17 protein-coding genes and 2 pseudogenes are annotated in these 14,601 nt (G+C 60.9%); 10 read left to right on the forward strand and 9 right to left on the reverse strand.

What is annotated here, in order from left to right; translation table 11 throughout:
• Window positions 1–8: 8 nt before the first annotated feature.
• A complete protein-coding gene (gene fabZ / locus ACWNC0_RS11745; RefSeq protein ID WP_449471779.1) occupies window positions 9–491 on the forward strand; it encodes a 3-hydroxyacyl-ACP dehydratase FabZ in 483 nt (160 codons plus the stop codon).
• Window positions 492–595: 104 nt separating this feature from the next.
• Window positions 596–820: a 50S ribosomal protein L31 gene (rpmE, locus tag ACWNC0_RS11750; protein ID WP_066861944.1), complete on the forward strand. Its 225-nt coding sequence runs from the start codon at window positions 596–598 to the stop codon at window positions 818–820.
• Between the two features lie 210 nt (window positions 821–1,030).
• On the opposite strand, the gene aroB is transcribed toward rpmE, so the two are convergent.
• Both aroB and ACWNC0_RS11760 read right to left on the reverse strand, forming a co-directional pair.
• Window positions 1,031–2,140: a 3-dehydroquinate synthase gene (aroB, locus tag ACWNC0_RS11755; RefSeq protein ID WP_449471781.1), complete on the reverse strand. Its 1,110-nt coding sequence runs from the start codon at window positions 2,138–2,140 to the stop codon at window positions 1,031–1,033.
• A complete protein-coding gene (locus ACWNC0_RS11760) occupies window positions 2,131–2,679 on the reverse strand; it encodes a shikimate kinase (RefSeq protein WP_449471782.1) in 549 nt (182 codons plus the stop codon). The genes aroB and ACWNC0_RS11760 overlap by 10 nt, the downstream gene beginning before the upstream one ends.
• An 82-nt stretch (window positions 2,680–2,761) precedes the next feature.
• Here ACWNC0_RS11760 and ACWNC0_RS11765 point away from each other — a divergent pair, with 82 nt between their 5' ends.
• The 4 genes from ACWNC0_RS11765 to ACWNC0_RS11780 are packed head-to-tail and all read left to right on the forward strand — an operon-like array spanning window position 2,762 to window position 6,644.
• A complete protein-coding gene (locus ACWNC0_RS11765; RefSeq protein ID WP_196224058.1) occupies window positions 2,762–2,950 on the forward strand; it encodes a hypothetical protein in 189 nt (62 codons plus the stop codon).
• A gap of 4 nt (window positions 2,951–2,954) precedes the next feature.
• Entirely contained in the window at window positions 2,955–4,766 is a 1,812-nt protein-coding gene (locus tag ACWNC0_RS11770; protein ID WP_449471784.1) for a hypothetical protein, read from the forward strand.
• Between the two features lie 4 nt (window positions 4,767–4,770).
• Window positions 4,771–5,688, forward strand: a complete 918-nt coding sequence (locus tag ACWNC0_RS11775) for a tyrosine recombinase (RefSeq protein WP_449471786.1) — start codon at window positions 4,771–4,773, stop codon at window positions 5,686–5,688.
• A gap of 11 nt (window positions 5,689–5,699) precedes the next feature.
• Window positions 5,700–6,644 (forward strand): acetyl-CoA carboxylase carboxyltransferase subunit alpha, encoded by a 945-nt coding sequence (locus ACWNC0_RS11780; protein ID WP_449471788.1) that lies wholly within the window; start codon window positions 5,700–5,702, stop codon window positions 6,642–6,644.
• Window positions 6,645–7,018: 374 nt separating this feature from the next.
• On the opposite strand, the gene ACWNC0_RS11785 is transcribed toward ACWNC0_RS11780, so the two are convergent.
• Together ACWNC0_RS11785 and ACWNC0_RS11790 are read right to left on the reverse strand one after the other, a co-directional pair.
• Window positions 7,019–7,180 carry a Flp family type IVb pilin gene (locus tag ACWNC0_RS11785; protein WP_196224054.1) on the reverse strand — a complete coding sequence of 54 codons (162 nt, stop codon included), beginning with the start codon at window positions 7,178–7,180 and terminating at the stop codon, window positions 7,019–7,021.
• 136 nt (window positions 7,181–7,316) lie between these two features.
• Complete coding sequence (locus ACWNC0_RS11790) at window positions 7,317–7,502, reverse strand: Flp family type IVb pilin (protein WP_449471790.1); 186 nt, start codon at window positions 7,500–7,502, stop codon at window positions 7,317–7,319.
• Window positions 7,503–7,582: 80 nt separating this feature from the next.
• On the opposite strand from ACWNC0_RS11790, the gene ACWNC0_RS11795 reads away from it, so the two are divergent.
• Window positions 7,583–7,990, forward strand: a complete 408-nt coding sequence (locus tag ACWNC0_RS11795) for a (deoxy)nucleoside triphosphate pyrophosphohydrolase (protein ID WP_449471791.1) — start codon at window positions 7,583–7,585, stop codon at window positions 7,988–7,990.
• Window positions 7,991–8,027: 37 nt separating this feature from the next.
• Here ACWNC0_RS11795 and bfr read toward each other — a convergent pair whose 3' ends face one another.
• From bfr to ACWNC0_RS11810, 3 genes are all read right to left on the reverse strand, one after another.
• The gene (bfr, locus tag ACWNC0_RS11800) at window positions 8,028–8,507 is read right to left on the reverse strand and encodes a bacterioferritin (protein WP_196224051.1); all 480 of its coding nucleotides are present in this window, start codon (window positions 8,505–8,507) and stop codon (window positions 8,028–8,030) included.
• Between the two features lie 158 nt (window positions 8,508–8,665).
• Window positions 8,666–8,836, reverse strand: coding sequence for a (2Fe-2S)-binding protein (locus ACWNC0_RS11805; RefSeq protein ID WP_449471793.1), 171 nt, complete (start codon window positions 8,834–8,836; stop codon window positions 8,666–8,668).
• A gap of 55 nt (window positions 8,837–8,891) precedes the next feature.
• Window positions 8,892–10,136, reverse strand: coding sequence for a DUF418 domain-containing protein (locus ACWNC0_RS11810; protein WP_449471794.1), 1,245 nt, complete (start codon window positions 10,134–10,136; stop codon window positions 8,892–8,894).
• Between the two features lie 59 nt (window positions 10,137–10,195).
• On the opposite strand from ACWNC0_RS11810, the pseudogene ACWNC0_RS11815 reads away from it, so the two are divergent.
• Window positions 10,196–10,954 (forward strand): annotated as a pseudogene (locus tag ACWNC0_RS11815) (methyltransferase domain-containing protein); the annotation flags it as partial.
• 47 nt (window positions 10,955–11,001) lie between these two features.
• Here the strand turns inward: ACWNC0_RS11815 and purL are convergent.
• Window positions 11,002–13,179, reverse strand: coding sequence for a phosphoribosylformylglycinamidine synthase subunit PurL (purL, locus tag ACWNC0_RS11820; RefSeq protein WP_449471795.1), 2,178 nt, complete (start codon window positions 13,177–13,179; stop codon window positions 11,002–11,004).
• 107 nt (window positions 13,180–13,286) lie between these two features.
• Here purL and ACWNC0_RS11825 point away from each other — a divergent pair, with 107 nt between their 5' ends.
• Window positions 13,287–13,730 (forward strand): DUF805 domain-containing protein, encoded by a 444-nt coding sequence (locus tag ACWNC0_RS11825; RefSeq protein WP_449471797.1) that lies wholly within the window; start codon window positions 13,287–13,289, stop codon window positions 13,728–13,730.
• Between the two features lie 49 nt (window positions 13,731–13,779).
• Here the strand turns inward: ACWNC0_RS11825 and ACWNC0_RS11830 are convergent, their stop codons facing one another.
• Window positions 13,780–14,163, reverse strand: a complete 384-nt coding sequence (locus ACWNC0_RS11830; RefSeq protein ID WP_449471798.1) for a hypothetical protein — start codon at window positions 14,161–14,163, stop codon at window positions 13,780–13,782.
• 170 nt (window positions 14,164–14,333) lie between these two features.
• Here ACWNC0_RS11830 and ACWNC0_RS11835 point away from each other — a divergent pair.
• Window positions 14,334–14,595: pseudogene (locus tag ACWNC0_RS11835) on the forward strand (exodeoxyribonuclease VII small subunit).
• Window positions 14,596–14,601: the final 6 nt, after the last annotated feature.

Below are 14,601 nucleotides of genomic sequence, written 5' to 3' on the forward strand. Positions count from 1 at the left end.
TCGCAGCGATGACGGGGGAAGTTGAAGCGGCCACCGCCGCCGTGGGCGCCATCGATATTCGTGGCATCATGGCGGCGCTGCCGCACCGCTATCCGATGCTGCTCGTCGACCGCGTGGCCTCTCTCGTGGTGCGAGAGAGGATCCATGCGGTCAAAGCCGTGTCGATCAATGAATCGTTCTTCCAAGGGCATTTTCCTGGCCGCCCAATCATGCCGGGCGTGTTGATCATCGAGGCGATGGCGCAGGCTGCGGGCGTGCTGACGGTTGAAACGCTCGATCTGCGAGGATCGGGCAAGCTCGTTTATTTCATGAGCATCGACGGGGCGAAGTTCCGCAATCCGGTGGAGCCGGGTTGCTTGCTGGACCTTCACGTCGAATTGCTTCAGATTCGTGGCCGCGTCTGCAAGTTTGTGGGCAAGGCAACGGTGGATGGCAAGCTGTGCGCCGAGGCGAACTTCGTCGCGATGATCGCCGATCCGCCGGAGGACTAGGCCGGGAGGGGTTGCGTTCGCGCGTGATCCCATGTAACCGCGCGCCTTCGCAAGAATTCGCATCCATGGCCGGTCGGAAACCGGCCCATTGACGGAGCAGACTCATGAAGGCCAATACCCACCCCGATTACCACCTGATCACCGTCCAGATGACCGACGGCACCACCTTCCAGACCCGTTCGACCTGGGGCAAGGAAGGCGACACGCTGGCGCTCGACATCGACCCCAAGTCTCACCCGGCCTGGACGGGCGGCAACCGCCAGCTGGACACCGGCGGCCAGGTGGCGCGCTTCAACAAGCGCTTTGGCGGCCTGACGCTGAAGAAGTAATCGGTTCCTTCGTGGAACGAATGGGAAGGGCGCCTTATGGGCGCCCTTTTTTGTTGGGTGCGGCGGTGTTCCAAGACGTCCCCCTCCCTGAGGCGCGAGGGGTTAGGGGAGGGCGCGAGAGGAGTGAGCTTTTGAGTTCGCCCTAAAAGAAGCTACCTTGCGCTAGCCCACCCCCGGCCCCTCCCGCTTGCGGGAGGGGAGCAGTCAGTTTTAGCTTGCTGCTTGGGCCTCGTCGAGGAACGCGGCTACATCATCCAGCGCCACATCCTTTGACAGGAACGTCTTTCCAATCCCCCGCGCCAGCAGGAAGGGGAGGGTGCCTGCCGCCATTTTCTTGTCATGCAGCATGTGGGCGACCAAAGCGGCGCCATCGGCCTTAACATGGGCGCTAGCAAGATCATGCGGCAGGCCAACGGACTTCAGATGTGCCGTCACCCGATCCGCATCCTCCATCGTGCATATACCCAGCCGCACAGAATAGCGGAAAGCGAGCGCCATGCCCGCCGCAACGCCTTCGCCATGTAGCAGCAGATCGGAAAAGCCCGTATCCGCCTCCAGCGCATGCCCAAAAGTATGGCCAAGGTTCAGCAGTGCGCGGCGACCGGATGTCTCTCGTTCGTCATCCGCCACGATAGCGGCCTTCGCTCGAACGCTTCGTTCGATTGCGAATTCGCGTGCGTCGCGATCGCTCGCCAGCAGTTTCTGCCCTTCGGCTTCACACCATGCGAAGAAATCCGGGTCGTCGATCAGCCCATATTTCACAACCTCGGCATAGCCCGCGCGGGTCTCGCGCGCGGGCAAGCTGTCGAGCGTCGATGGGTCGATGAGGACAAGACTGGGTTGATAGAAGCTGCCAATCAGGTTCTTCCCCGCGCTCGCGTTGATCGCGGTTTTGCCGCCCACGGAGCTATCCACCTGGGCGAGCAGCGTCGTTGGCACCTGGATGAAGTGGCAGCCGCGCTTCAGGATGGACGCGGCGAACCCGACGAGATCACCGATCACCCCGCCGCCAAGCGCCACGACATGATCGCCGCGCTCCACTTCCAGGGCCAGCAATTGGTCGAGCAATTGCTCGAGGTGTCGCCAGCTTTTCGTCTGCTCGCCTGCGGGCAGGATGATGGGTTCGACGGCGATACCGGCGCCGCGCAGGCTGGTTTCGAGCCGGGGCAGTTGCGCCTTTGCGACATTGGCGTCCGTCACGACGATCAGTCGGCCACCGCGGGCGTAGGGCGCAAGATGATCGGCCGCCCGGTCCAGCGCGCCTTGTTCGATCACGATATCGTAACTGCGCGCATCCAGCGCGACGCGAACTATTGCCATGCGGCCAGTTTCTCCAGGATGCGCTCGACCGCCACTTCGTGCGGGGCGGCGATGCTCTTCACATGAATGGGCGCGAGTGCGTAGACAGGATTGCGCACCGCCGCCAGTTCGGTCAGCACGACGCGAGGATCCTTGCCCTTCAAGAGAGGACGTCCTTCCCGCCGCGACACCCGATCGACCAAAGTGTCGATGTCGGCGTCGAGCCATATCGCAGTCCCCTGACCCAGGATAAGCGCGCGTGTCTCTTCCTGCATGAACGCGCCGCCGCCGGTTGCGATCACCTTTGGCTCGTCGTCCAGCAGCCGGGCGATCACCCGGCGTTCGCCATCGCGAAAATATCCTTCGCCATAACGTTCGAACATTTCCGAAATCGTCATGCCAGCGGCCTTTTCGATCTCTTCGTCCGCGTCCACGAAGGCAAGGCCAAGCCGCGCCGCCAACCGGCGCCCCACCGTCGATTTGCCGACTCCCATCATCCCGATGAGGACGATGGAACCGCGCTTTGACTGCGGAGGCACGGATTTGCTGTTTCGCTGCATTGCGGAGGGGGCTATACATCCCCCCGTCGCAGAGGCAAATCGCAACTTTCCTCAACTTCACGGCTTGGCCGCACAAGGATTCATGAGAAGCAATCGTTCCTTCAGCACCTTCGAGAGCGGTTCGCGTCGTCGCGGCACGCGCTTGCCCATCATTCCCATCGTCCTGATCGTCCTGGTGATCGGCCTGGTCGCGTTGCTCTGGTCGCGGGGCGGAGAACGGCCGCAGCAGCGAGTGGAAAAGGCCATTCCCGCCGAAAAGCTGGGCAAATAAGGGCATGCGTCAAGGCCGGTTGAATGCGAAATGGGCGCTTGGAACGCTTGCGCTCGCGCTCACGCTGCCGGTGATTGCGCAGGAGTCGCCTGAATCGCTTCTGCCCCCCGGCTTTGGAGAGGCGCCCGAGACGCCGCCAGCCACCGGATCGCAAACGCCGCGTCCGGCAAGTCCGGCTGCTCCCGTCCCGATGATTCAGCCCTTGCCGTCCGGCAGCGTTATGGCTCCTGCCGACAATGCAGTGGGAAATGGTCCAGAGGAAGCGCTGTCAGAAGAAGAGCTGGCGGCGCAAAAGCAGAAATATGACCTTCCTGAAGGCGCGCATCGGTCGCTGGATCGAATTGGGCCGCTGACGCCGGAACGGCGTGGCATGGCGCCTGATGCCTTCGGCGCACAGTCCGGGCAATTTCTCGCCACGCTGATGAAGGAAACGCGAGCGCCGATCACGTCGCGCTGGGCTTCTATCCTGTTGCGGCGCGCGTTGCTCTCCGCGACCGACACGCCTCGTGATATCGACGGTGCCGACTGGGTTGCGGAGCGGGCATGGTTGCTGCTGCGCATGGGCGAGGCGGACAGTGCGCGGCTACTGGTGCAGAGCGTCGATTCGGACAAGTTCACGCCACGCCTCTATGCGGTGGCGATGCAGACTTATCTGGCCACGGCGGATCCGGCTGGCCTGTGTCCTCTGTCGGCTGGCGCGCTGCGTTACAGCAAGGAACCGGGGTGGGACATGACGCGGGCGATCTGCCCGGCATTGTCGGGCGATCAAGGGTCGGCGAGCGCTGCGCTCAATCAGGCCCAGCGGCGCGGGGTGGTGCGCGGCATAGATTACCGGCTTGCGGAAAAGGTCGTGGGCACCGGCTTTGACGCGCGACGATCGGTGAAGATCGAATGGGATGGGGTCGACGGGCTGACGGCATGGCGCTTTGGCCTGGCAACCGCGCTCAATGTGGAAATTCCCGAACTGCTATATGCCACCGCCGGGCGCCACGTCCGCGCGTGGGAAGCGCGCGCGCCCGCGCTTAGCGCGGTTCGTCGTCTGCCAGGCAGTGAGGCGGCAGCGCGGCTTGGCGTGTTTTCGAGCCAGGCTTTGGTAGGATTTTACAGCCAGCTTGGCGCTGACGGCGATGCTTCGCCCGAAATTGCCGACCGGATCGATGCGCTACGCACCGCCTATCGTGGTGGTTCGCCCGAAGAGCGGGTCCAGGCGATGCAGACGCTGTGGCGGGACAATGGCAGGCCCGATTATGTCGGCCTGATCGCCACGGCCAAAGCCGCTGCCGCTTTGCCGGTGGCCAACATCGATGCGCGAGAGGCCGCCAACCTGATCGCCGCCATGCTGACCGCAGGCTATGATCGCAGCGCGGCGCGCTGGAGCGGGGTGGCTCGTCAGGCGGAGGGGGATGGCGCTGGCGACCTTTGGGCGTTGCTGGCGGTGGGCGCGCCCAGTTCAGTTGTCGATATCAGCGAAGGCCGAATTTCTTCTTTCGCGGATGAAGCTGGCGCGCAAAAAGGCCAGATGCTGATTGCTGCGCTGGCGGGCCTTGCTCGCATCAATTCGCAAGCAAGCGCTTCATTGGCAAAGGATAAGGGGCTCAACCTGGCGGTGAACAGCCGGTGGGCGAGGGCGATCCATCAGGCGGCGGCGAGGGGGGAGAAAGCCACCGTCGCCCTGCTCGCGGCAGTGGGCATGCAAACGGCAGAATGGAATCGTCTGCCGCCCGCCCATCTCTATCATATCGTCGCTGCTCTGCATCAGGTCGGGCTTGATCCCGAAGCGCGGATGATCGCGGCGGAGGCGATTACGCGGATTTGAGCCCATGGGAGAAGATGGCGCGCTGATCGGTCGTTTTCTGGAAATGATGGCGGCTGAACGGGGTGCATCGCGCAACACCTTGCTGGCCTATCGCGCCGATCTGGAAGGCGTAGCGGCGATTTTGGGTGGCCTCTCGATCGCGACGAAGGAAACCCTAGGCGGGTTGGCCACAGCCTGGGCGGAGCTGGCGGCCTCGTCCGTTGCGCGGAAAGTCTCAGCACTGCGCGCATTTTACGGCTTTCTGGAGGAAGAGGGGCTGCGGGCTGACAATCCTTCCACGGCGCTACCACGCCCCGCAACGCGCAGGTCCCTGCCGAAGATATTGTCCGCGCAGGAAGTCGAATCACTCTTTGCCTTGATCGAACAAAAACTGACGGTCGAGCATCCATCCGCGTTGGATCTTCGTCTGTCCGCCCTGATCGAGCTGTTATATGGTTCCGGTTTACGGGCTACCGAACTGGTATCCTTGCCCCGTCGCGCGCTGGCAACGGATCGGCCGTTCCTGATTTTGAAGGGCAAGGGCGCGCGCGAGCGACTGGTGCCGATATCGGATCGGGCGCGGGCCGCCGTTTCCATATGGTTGCCGCATGTCCCTGCTGAAAGTCCCTGGCTGTTCCCGTCAGGGAAAACTTATCTCAGCCGCATTCGGCTTTATCAGCTGGTTAAGCAGCTGGCCGCCGCCGCCGGTATCGCTCCACAGCGGGTCAGTCCCCATGTGCTGCGCCATGCCTTCGCCACGCACCTGTTGGAAGGGGGAGCGGACCTGCGCGCGTTGCAGTCGATGCTTGGCCATGCCGATATCGGAACGACGCAAATCTACACGCATGTCGATAGCCGCCGACTGGTCGAACTGGTCAACAGCCGTCATCCACTGGCGACAATGCGCCATCGTTTCGTTGACGAAGAAGCATCTGCCCCCTAACGCCATCGGCCATGGTTAGCTTTCTGGAATTTGAAAAACCTATCGCCGAGCTAGAGGCGCGTGTCATCGAATTGCGCGCTACGGCCAGCGCCGGCGACATCGATATCGGCGATGAGATCGATAAGCTTGAACAGCGCGCGACCAAGGTGCTTGTGGACACATATGCCAAGCTGACGCCTTGGCAGAAGACCCAGGTCGCCCGTCATCCCGATCGCCCGCATTTCAAGGATTATGTCGCGGGCATGTTCGACAATTTCATGCCCCTTGCCGGTGACCGCGCGTTTTCAGATGATCAGGCGATCATTGGTGGTCTGGCGATGCTGGGTGACCGCCGCGTCATGGTGATCGGTCATGAAAAGGGTGACGACACTGCCAGCCGCGTTCGGCACAATTTCGGGATGGCGAAGCCTGAAGGCTATCGCAAGGCGATCCGCCTGATGCAATTGGCTGACCGTTTTGGGCTGCCGGTCGTCACATTGGTGGACACATCGGGGGCGTTCCCGGGCGTACAGGCGGAAGAGCGCGGTCAGGCTGAGGCGATTGCCCGCTCGACCGAACAGTGTTTGGCTCTAGGTGTGCCCATGATTGCTGCGGTAGTGGGTGAGGGTGGCTCCGGCGGCGCGGTGGCGTTGGCCGCTGCGAACCGGGTGTTGATGTTCGAACATGCGGTCTATTCGGTCATATCGCCCGAAGGCTGCGCATCGATCCTGTGGCGCACCGCCAACAAGGCGAGCGATGCCGCCACTGCCATGCAGGTTACCGCCCAGCATCTTAAGGATTTGGGTGTCATCGACCGGATCATTGCAGAACCTATTGGAGGCGCGCATCGGGAGCCGGTGCAGGCGATCGCCAGCCTGGGCGCCGCCATTGGCGAAGAGTTGGATTCCCTTGCCGGATTGAGCCCGCAGGATCTTCGTACTGACCGGGCTGATAAGTTCCTCGCCATCGGCGCTTGATCTAAAGGCTGCTTCCTTGGGAACATGCGTCCGGGACGTCGTTTCGTCTCGATAACGGGTTGAGCATGTCAGACGGTGACGTCCATCGACCTGTACGTCACGCGAATCACTGCACGGGGCGCCATTGCCATAAAGCAGTGTGCGTCCGCGTGGTGATCACCGAGGCAGGTGACGTGCAATCGATTAGCCGACGCATGGCTTATACAGATTATCTGTTGGAACGCTTCCCGACTCTCAACGCCTTGACCGTGCAAGGCGTGCTACGGTCTGCCCACGGGTCAAGATTATTACCTAACCCTTCAGAAGAGCCGATGAGAAGACATAAAAAAGGGCGGCGGGATCGCTCCCGCCGCCCTTTTTAAAAGGTTTCGAAATCAGTTCATGTTGGCCGAAACTTTATTGAAGGTGTTACCCAGCTTGCCGCCGAGGCTGGTCATTGCGCCGATGGCGGCGACAGCGATCAGAGCTGCGATCAGGCCATACTCGATGGCGGTTGCACCCTTTTCATTCTTCAGCATCTTGCGAACGAACTTCATGTGAAGTCTCCTTGACTAGAAAAAATCCCGTTTAACTACCCGGCCGCCCCGCTTGAAATAGGTCAGCTATGGACGGTTTATGGGAGTTAGGTTGACAAAGATTTAATGGCGCGAAGGAAGTGTCAGATATTGATGGTTAATGCGCGAGAACCTCTGTGGCGACGTTGTTCCACATGCCTACGGTCTTGTTTGCGACATTCGATATCGCCGCGAGTGCGGCCAGGCAGACCAAGGCCAGGATCAGCCCATATTCGACTGCGGTTGCTCCCCGTTGACACTGCAACAACCTCGATCGGGATAGGCGTTTGATCAACCCGCGCATTGCATCACCCGTTTATTGCAGACAGTCCCGTTTAGCCTTGTAAAAGAGCCAGAGTTAACAAACCCCTTTGCTGGACGAATATGACGACAATTCATCCCCTGTTGGTAGTGGCTGCAGCACTTGTCGATGCCGATGGCCGGGTGCTGCTTCAGCAACGCCCGCCTGGTAAGGCGATGGCGGGGCTGTGGGAATTTCCTGGGGGCAAGTTGGAGGAAAGTGAAACCCCGGAGGCTGCACTTGTCCGAGAGTTAGAAGAAGAACTCGGCATCCGCACGCACACAAGTTGCCTCGCGCCCGCAGCTTTCGCCAGTGAGGCGCTAGGAGACCGGCACTTGTTGCTTCTGCTCTATGTTTGCCGAAAATGGGAGGGCCTGCCCGAGGCGCGGCATGCCACGGAACTTAAATGGGTCAGGCCCAACCAGATGTATGCGCTGGATATGCCGCCGGCGGACCTGCCGTTGATTGGGCTGCTCGATTCGCTGATTTGAAACTGGGCGGGCTGCCGGGGCGACCTCGCCCGCCGAATCACTCTTCCCTGGCTTTGCTCTGCAGCTGAATGTAGTTCTGAATGCCCATGCGTTCGATCATTTCGAACTGGGTTTCCAGCGTATCGACATGCTCTTCCTCGCTTTCGAGGATCGACTGGAACAGGTCGCGGCTGACATAATCGCGCACTGTCTCGCAATGGGCGATGGCGTCCTTCAGAACGGGAAGTGCTTCATATTCCAGCTCAAGATCGGCCTTCAGCACTTCTTCGACCGTTTCGCCGATTTTCAGGCGGCCAAGCAGCTGGAAATTGGGCAAGCCGTCGAGGAAGAGGATGCGTTCCGCCACCTTGTCGGCATGCTTCATCTCATCGATCGACTCTTCATATTCGAATTTGGCGAGCTTCTCGATGCCCCAATGATCGAGCATACGGTAATGCAGGAAATATTGATTGATCGCGGTCAGCTCATTTTTGAGGACCTCGTTGAGATAGTCGATGACTTTTGAGTCACCCTTCATGGCGTTGTCCTCAGGCTATTGGAATGAAGCCGTAACTATAGGGCCATCGCGGAGCTTTGTTAACCGGAAAGCCGCAGAAAAGGGGGATTTTGCAAGCAGCTATTGCGTCGAGTTCGCGGCAAAAGAGAGACGCCCGCTGCGGATGTCACGCAATCGGATCAGGCGGTAGCGCGTTCGGCAGCTATCAGCGTGCGGGCGAAAGGTACGCATTGGCCGCATTTGGGCCGACGGCCGAGGCGAGCATAGGCGCTGCAAGGGGTATCGGCGCCGCCCCGCACGGCTTCCTTCAGATCCTTTTCGCGAATGGCATTGCAGACACAGACGACCATGAGGCTCTCCCTGACTCGGGAAATATCTCAAATGATAATGGGTCGCAATAGAATATTAGATGCTGTTGCGAATCTTTTGCGCTTTGCCGCGAGCCAAGCTTCGCCATAGCCATTCCAGGGGTCCTACGGCGAATCGGGATAGCCACGCTGTGGACCAAGCAAGCATGAACAGCCATCCACACAGCACCACCAGCGGCAGTTCCGACGGCCGGAGATGCGAAAATAGCCCTAGTCCCCAACCATAGAAGACAGCGCACATGATGAGACTGGTGCCGAGATAGTTGCTGAGAGCGAGGCGCCCCGTGCGCGCGACTGCCATCGTCATGCGGCTCTGGCGATGTCTTGTGAAGATCCACAGGATCAGTGCTGCCCAGCCGGCTGCAAGCGGGATGCGGAAAGGAAATGACCAGGCAAGCGACACGCCTATGGACGGAACAACAGGGAAGTTTTGCCAGAGCAGCCAGCCCGCGAGCGCCGCCATGGGTGGCAATCCAACCAGGAAGCAGTGGCGGGCAGTGCGCCAATATTGCTCCGCTTCCCATCGTCCGGTCAGGAAGCCGCCCTTAAGCATCGCCATGCCCATGAGCATGAACCCAAGAGTGTCGAATGCGCTCATGAAGAAGGTCCACCACCAATCGTGGACGAAAAGGTGTAAATGATGCGTCAGAATGGCTGCGAAGCTGCCGCGATAGGTGACGATCTCCTGCCGGATGGCAGGGTCATCGGGGTTGGTGAATGGTCCGATATATTGCGCGAAGCTATCCCGGATGCTGGCGGTCGCGCTTGGTGCGACGGCCGCGTCTGCCCATCCGTGGATGCTGAATATGAACAGCGCGCAGATCAGAAAATGCGCGAGGAAGAAGAAGAAGGCCCATTTGATGAGCGCCAACGGTTCCTTGCGGACGAACAGCATCGCGACCAGCCCGATCAGGGCATAGTTCATCAATATGTCGCCTGCCCATAGCAGCAGATAGTGGGCAAGGCCGAAGATGAACAACCAAGCCGCCCGAATGATCTGCGCTCGCTGCCCATCACGCCCCTCCATCTCTTCCCGATCAATCAACAACAGCATGGAAGCGCCGAACAATATCGAAAAAAGAGCCCGCATCTTTCCGTCGAAAAACAGGAAGCTGATGAGCCAGAACAGTTTATCGCCGATGGACAGCGGGCCAACAGCGGTCGGATTGAAATAGGCCGTCTGCGGCCGGGCAAAGGCGCTGATGTTCATCCACAATATGCCCATGACGGCGCACCCGCGCAGCACGTCCATGGCGGCAATCCGGGATGAAGGAGGAGGCATGCGGCGAGGTTCCTTAAAGACGCTGGCAAAGTCGGCGGGGCTCTGTCATGCGACTAGCCATGAACAGCGGCCGCAAGCAACGGATAAGCGAAGCGTTCGGCGCGGCGGTCGGCCATTACGAAGATCATGCCGGTCCCCAACGCGCGGCGGCGGCGCTGGTCGCCGACCTTGCTCAGCGGCAGAAGCCCAGCGGGGTGGGGCGCATCCTGGAGATCGGTTGCGGCACGGGCCTGCTGACTCGCGATATTCAGCAGCGCTGGCCGAGGGCGGAGCTGCTGGTCACCGACATTTCGCCGGAAATGCTTGCTCGAACGGCTACAGGGGCGTTCGTCGCGGGGACGTTTCTTGCCATGGATGGCGAAGCGCCGCCGTTCGAGGGGGAATGGTTCGACCTCATCCTGTCGAGCCTCGCCTTTCAATGGTTCGATGATCTGGAAGAGGCCCTCGCTCGCCTGGTGGCGTTGTTGAGACCGGGGGGCAGCCTGATCTTTTCTACCATGGGAAAGGAGAGTTTTGGTCAATGGCGAGCAGCTCATCAGGCTTGCGACCTCGTTCCCGGCGTGCCCGACTACCCTTCGCTCGATAAACTGTCGTCAATGCTGCGCCGATATGAGGATGCCTTCGCCTTTGATGAAACTTGTCCGCTCAGCTGCACCGGGGCGCGTGGCCTGATTGCTCATTTGAAGGGCATTGGCGCGGTCGTATCGAGCGAGGGCCGGAAACCGCTTTCGCCGAAAGAACTGAAGAAGGTGATGGCTGCCTTCGATGCCGGAGGCGGCACTGACGCCTATCAGATATTGTTCGGACGGGTGACCCGGCCTGCTCGACATGGCTCCCGCTGGGCAGGAGCCATGTGTGTTGGCACTTACAATTCAGCGTCCATCAGGTTGGGGAAGAAACCCTCGTGCGCAGAGCGCAGGTCGGCGAGATTCACGCCCGCGACATTGTCGCCTCCGACCGTACCGATCTTGACTGCACCGGCAATCTCCGTACCCGCCGCCGCTGTTACGACATAGCGGCCCTGATCTTCGCCAAAGGCCGCTGCGGTGTTCAATTCGATGTCGAGCTGCGCGCCCATTCCGCCTGCCAGCGCCATTTCGGCGATGGTAACCAGCAGGCCGCCGTCCGAAATATCGTGCACGGCATTGGCCTTCCCTTGGGCGATCAACGTGCGGACAGTCTCTGCATTGGCTCGTTCGGCGGCCAAGTCTACCTTTGGCGCGTCACCAGCTTCGCGACCCTGAATTTCCCGCAGCCAAATGGACTGGCCGAGATGCGAGCCTTTGCCGCCGATGAGCCAGATTGCATCGCCCTCCTGCTTGAAAGCGACGGTCGCCATCACATCGACGTCCTTCAACAGGCCGATGCCGCCGATCGCGGGGGTGGGCAGGATTGCCGAGCCGCCGCCCGTCGCCTTGGATTCATTGTAGAGGGAGACGTTGCCCGACACGATGGGGAAGTCGAGCGCGCGGCAGGCGTCGCCCATGCCTTCCAGACAGCCGGTGAGCTGCGCCATGATTTCCGGCCGTTGCGGATTGGCGAAGTTCAGGCAGTTGGTGACGGCAAGCGGCGTCGCCCCGACGGCCGAGATGTTGCGATAGCATTCGGCGATCGCCTGCTTTCCGCCCTCATAGGGATCGGCATAGCAATAGCGCGGGGTGCAATCGGTGCTGATCGCGATGCCCTTTTGCGAGCCGTGGACGCGCACCACTGCCGCGTCGCCGCCGGGGCGCTGCACCGTGTCGGCGCCGACCATGTGGTCATATTGCTCCCAGATCCAGCGGCGGCTGGCGATGTCGGGGGAACCCATCAGCTTGACGAGATCGGCGCCAATGTCCGCGCTTTCGGCGATCTCGCCCAGCGGCTGGACGTTGGACCACAGCTTATATTCGTCCTTCGGCATCGACGGGCGATCGTAGAGCGGCGCGTCGTCGGCCAGCGGCGCGAGCGGAATGTCGCACACCGTTTCGCCCTTGTGGACCAGCACCATGCGGCCCGTGTCGGTTACATGGCCGATGACGGCGAAATCGAGTTCCCACTTGCGGAAAATGGCTTCGGCGAAAGCTTCCTTGCCCGGCTGGAGTACCATGAGCATGCGCTCCTGGCTTTCCGAGAGCATCATTTCATAGGCCGTCATGCCGGTTTCCCGCTGCGGCACGTCGTCCATGTTGAGTTGAATGCCGACGCCGCCCTTGGACGCCATTTCGACCGAGGAGGAAGTAAGGCCCGCCGCGCCCATGTCCTGAATCGCGACGATCGCGTCGGACGCCATGAGTTCAAGGCAGGCTTCGATCAGCAGCTTTTCAGTGAAGGGGTCGCCGACCTGCACGGTCGGGCGCTTGGCATCGGCGTCGTCGCCGAAATCGGCCGAGGCCATGGTCGCGCCATGAATGCCGTCGCGGCCGGTCTTCGATCCTACATAGACGATCGGATTGCCGATGCCGCTGGCGGCCGAATAGAAGATCTTGTCGGTATCCGCGACGCCCACGGTCATCGCATTGACCAGGATGTTGCCGTCATAGGCCGGGTGGAAATTCACCTCGCCGCCCACGGTGGGCACGCCCACGCAATTGCCGTAGCCGCCGATGCCATGCACCACGCCGCTGATGAGATGCTTCATCTTCGGATGATCGGGGCGGCCAAAGCGCAGCGCGTTCATGTTCGCCACTGGACGCGCGCCCATGGTGAAGACATCGCGTAGGATACCGCCCACGCCCGTCGCCGCGCCTTGATAGGGTTCGATGTAGGACGGGTGGTTGTGGCTCTCCATCTTGAAGATCGCCGCCTGTCCGTCGCCAATGTCGACGACGCCCGCATTCTCACCGGGGCCACAAATGACTTGCGGGCCTTCCGTCGGCAGCTTCTTCAGGTGGATGCGGCTCGACTTGTAGGAGCAATGCTCCGACCACATGACCGAGAAGATGCCCAGTTCCGTCAGATTCGGCTCGCGGCCGAGGGCGTTCAGAACGCGGTCATATTCTTCCGGCGAAAGGCCATGTTCGGCGACGATTTCCGGGGTGATCTGAGTGGCTGCGGTCGACATGAGCGCGCCTTTAGCCGGGGAGGGGCGGATAGACAATCCTTGGCCAGCCCAAGTTGGGAAAACATGCTATTTATATGCGTTGGAACACCGATCGGAGGACGGGGCATATGGAATGGATGTTATTGCCGCTGCGCCGCTACGCCCGTTTTTCCGGCCGTGCGCGGCCAAAGGAATATTGGATGTTCATCCTGTTCCTTCTGCTTTGCTTCATCGCGATCGGCATTGTCGAAGGGCTACTTGGCCTCAGCACCACCGAACATTGGGTACGCCACGGTCCCTGGTGGTTCGATACCGGCTATCACACGCGGGGAGGGCCGCTCACCGGCCTGTTCGGTCTGGCCATCCTGATCCCCTGGCTCGCCGTGGCGGTGCGGCGGTTGCATGACACGGATCGGAGCGGTTTCTGGCTGCTGATCATTTTCTTCCCGGTGATCGGAAGCCTGGTTCTGCTGGTCTTTTTCATCATGAGCGGGACGCGCGGTCCCAACCGCTTTGGTCCTGACCCCGTCGAGGTTGGTGAACCCGAACTGGTCGGCCGGATAGGGAAATGAAAAAGGCCGGGCTGTTGAGCCCGGCCTGTGAAAGACATGGAAATGTTGATCAGGCTTTGCAGCTAAGGCCGCTTTTGCCCGGAAGGGTGGCGGTGATCTGCTTGCCGCTGCCTTCGACCGAATAGCCGCCTTCGGCCGTGAAGGGCTTGCCAGCTTCGGGGGCGACGAGCTTCGTCGGCGCGCCGTTCTTTTCAGTGCGCAGGTTCGCGGTCTTGTCGTCGCTCAGGAAGTCGACGAAAATGAGACTGTTATCCTTGCAGCGATACTGACGGCTTACCTTCACCGAAGGCGGCAGTTCGACAGGTGCGGCATTCGCGAGCTGTTGAGCCATCGGATCGGCAGGGCCGCCGACGACTTCTGGTTCATCATTTTTGTTGCAAGCGGAGAGCATGCTGAGAGCAACGGCGGAAATCAGGGGGAGATAATATTTCATAGCGGTCCTTCTATGTGCACTTGCTGGCGCGAGCGTCAACGCAAAACTGCCAAAATCCCTCCAGTCTTGTGCGAGTTTGGATGACGCTTTTATTACAAGCAGGCCCGGAATCTGCCTTGCGGCGTGGTGCAGGCTTGACCCGGCCACCTGCGCTCGCCAATGCATGGGGCATGGCCGAAGACAGCAAGACAGAGCCGGGCGATTTGTCCCAATTGTCGTTTGAGGATGCGCTGCGGGCGCTGGAGTCGATCGTTCGCCGGCTGGAAAGCGGTGACGTGCCGCTCGACGAGTTCGATCTCGCTCTATGCGCAGGGTGAAGAGCTGCGCAAGCGCTGCCTTGAACGCTTGCAGGCGGCAGAGGCCCGCATCCAGAAATTGACCATCGATCCCAGCGGCGCCGTCACGGGCGCCCAGCCTTTCGGCGCGGATTGAGCGCCG

It is taken from the genome of Sphingobium chungangianum (genome assembly GCF_977014255.1).

Coding starts and splice junctions, on each gene's coding strand:
- fabZ (WP_449471779.1), top strand. CDS start 9: ATGACGGGGGAAGTTGAAGCGGCCACCGCCGCCGTGGGCGCCATCGAT.
- rpmE (WP_066861944.1), top strand. CDS start 596: ATGAAGGCCAATACCCACCCCGATTACCACCTGATCACCGTCCAGATG.
- aroB (WP_449471781.1), bottom strand. CDS start 2,140: ATGGCAATAGTTCGCGTCGCGCTGGATGCGCGCAGTTACGATATCGTG.
- ACWNC0_RS11760 (WP_449471782.1), bottom strand. CDS start 2,679: ATGCAGCGAAACAGCAAATCCGTGCCTCCGCAGTCAAAGCGCGGTTCC.
- ACWNC0_RS11765 (WP_196224058.1), top strand. CDS start 2,762: ATGAGAAGCAATCGTTCCTTCAGCACCTTCGAGAGCGGTTCGCGTCGT.
- ACWNC0_RS11770 (WP_449471784.1), top strand. CDS start 2,955: ATGCGTCAAGGCCGGTTGAATGCGAAATGGGCGCTTGGAACGCTTGCG.
- ACWNC0_RS11775 (WP_449471786.1), top strand. CDS start 4,771: ATGGGAGAAGATGGCGCGCTGATCGGTCGTTTTCTGGAAATGATGGCG.
- ACWNC0_RS11780 (WP_449471788.1), top strand. CDS start 5,700: ATGGTTAGCTTTCTGGAATTTGAAAAACCTATCGCCGAGCTAGAGGCG.
- ACWNC0_RS11785 (WP_196224054.1), bottom strand. CDS start 7,180: ATGAAGTTCGTTCGCAAGATGCTGAAGAATGAAAAGGGTGCAACCGCC.
- ACWNC0_RS11790 (WP_449471790.1), bottom strand. CDS start 7,502: ATGCGCGGGTTGATCAAACGCCTATCCCGATCGAGGTTGTTGCAGTGT.
- ACWNC0_RS11795 (WP_449471791.1), top strand. CDS start 7,583: ATGACGACAATTCATCCCCTGTTGGTAGTGGCTGCAGCACTTGTCGAT.
- bfr (WP_196224051.1), bottom strand. CDS start 8,507: ATGAAGGGTGACTCAAAAGTCATCGACTATCTCAACGAGGTCCTCAAA.
- ACWNC0_RS11805 (WP_449471793.1), bottom strand. CDS start 8,836: ATGGTCGTCTGTGTCTGCAATGCCATTCGCGAAAAGGATCTGAAGGAA.
- ACWNC0_RS11810 (WP_449471794.1), bottom strand. CDS start 10,136: ATGCCTCCTCCTTCATCCCGGATTGCCGCCATGGACGTGCTGCGCGGG.
- purL (WP_449471795.1), bottom strand. CDS start 13,179: ATGTCGACCGCAGCCACTCAGATCACCCCGGAAATCGTCGCCGAACAT.
- ACWNC0_RS11825 (WP_449471797.1), top strand. CDS start 13,287: ATGGAATGGATGTTATTGCCGCTGCGCCGCTACGCCCGTTTTTCCGGC.
- ACWNC0_RS11830 (WP_449471798.1), bottom strand. CDS start 14,163: ATGAAATATTATCTCCCCCTGATTTCCGCCGTTGCTCTCAGCATGCTC.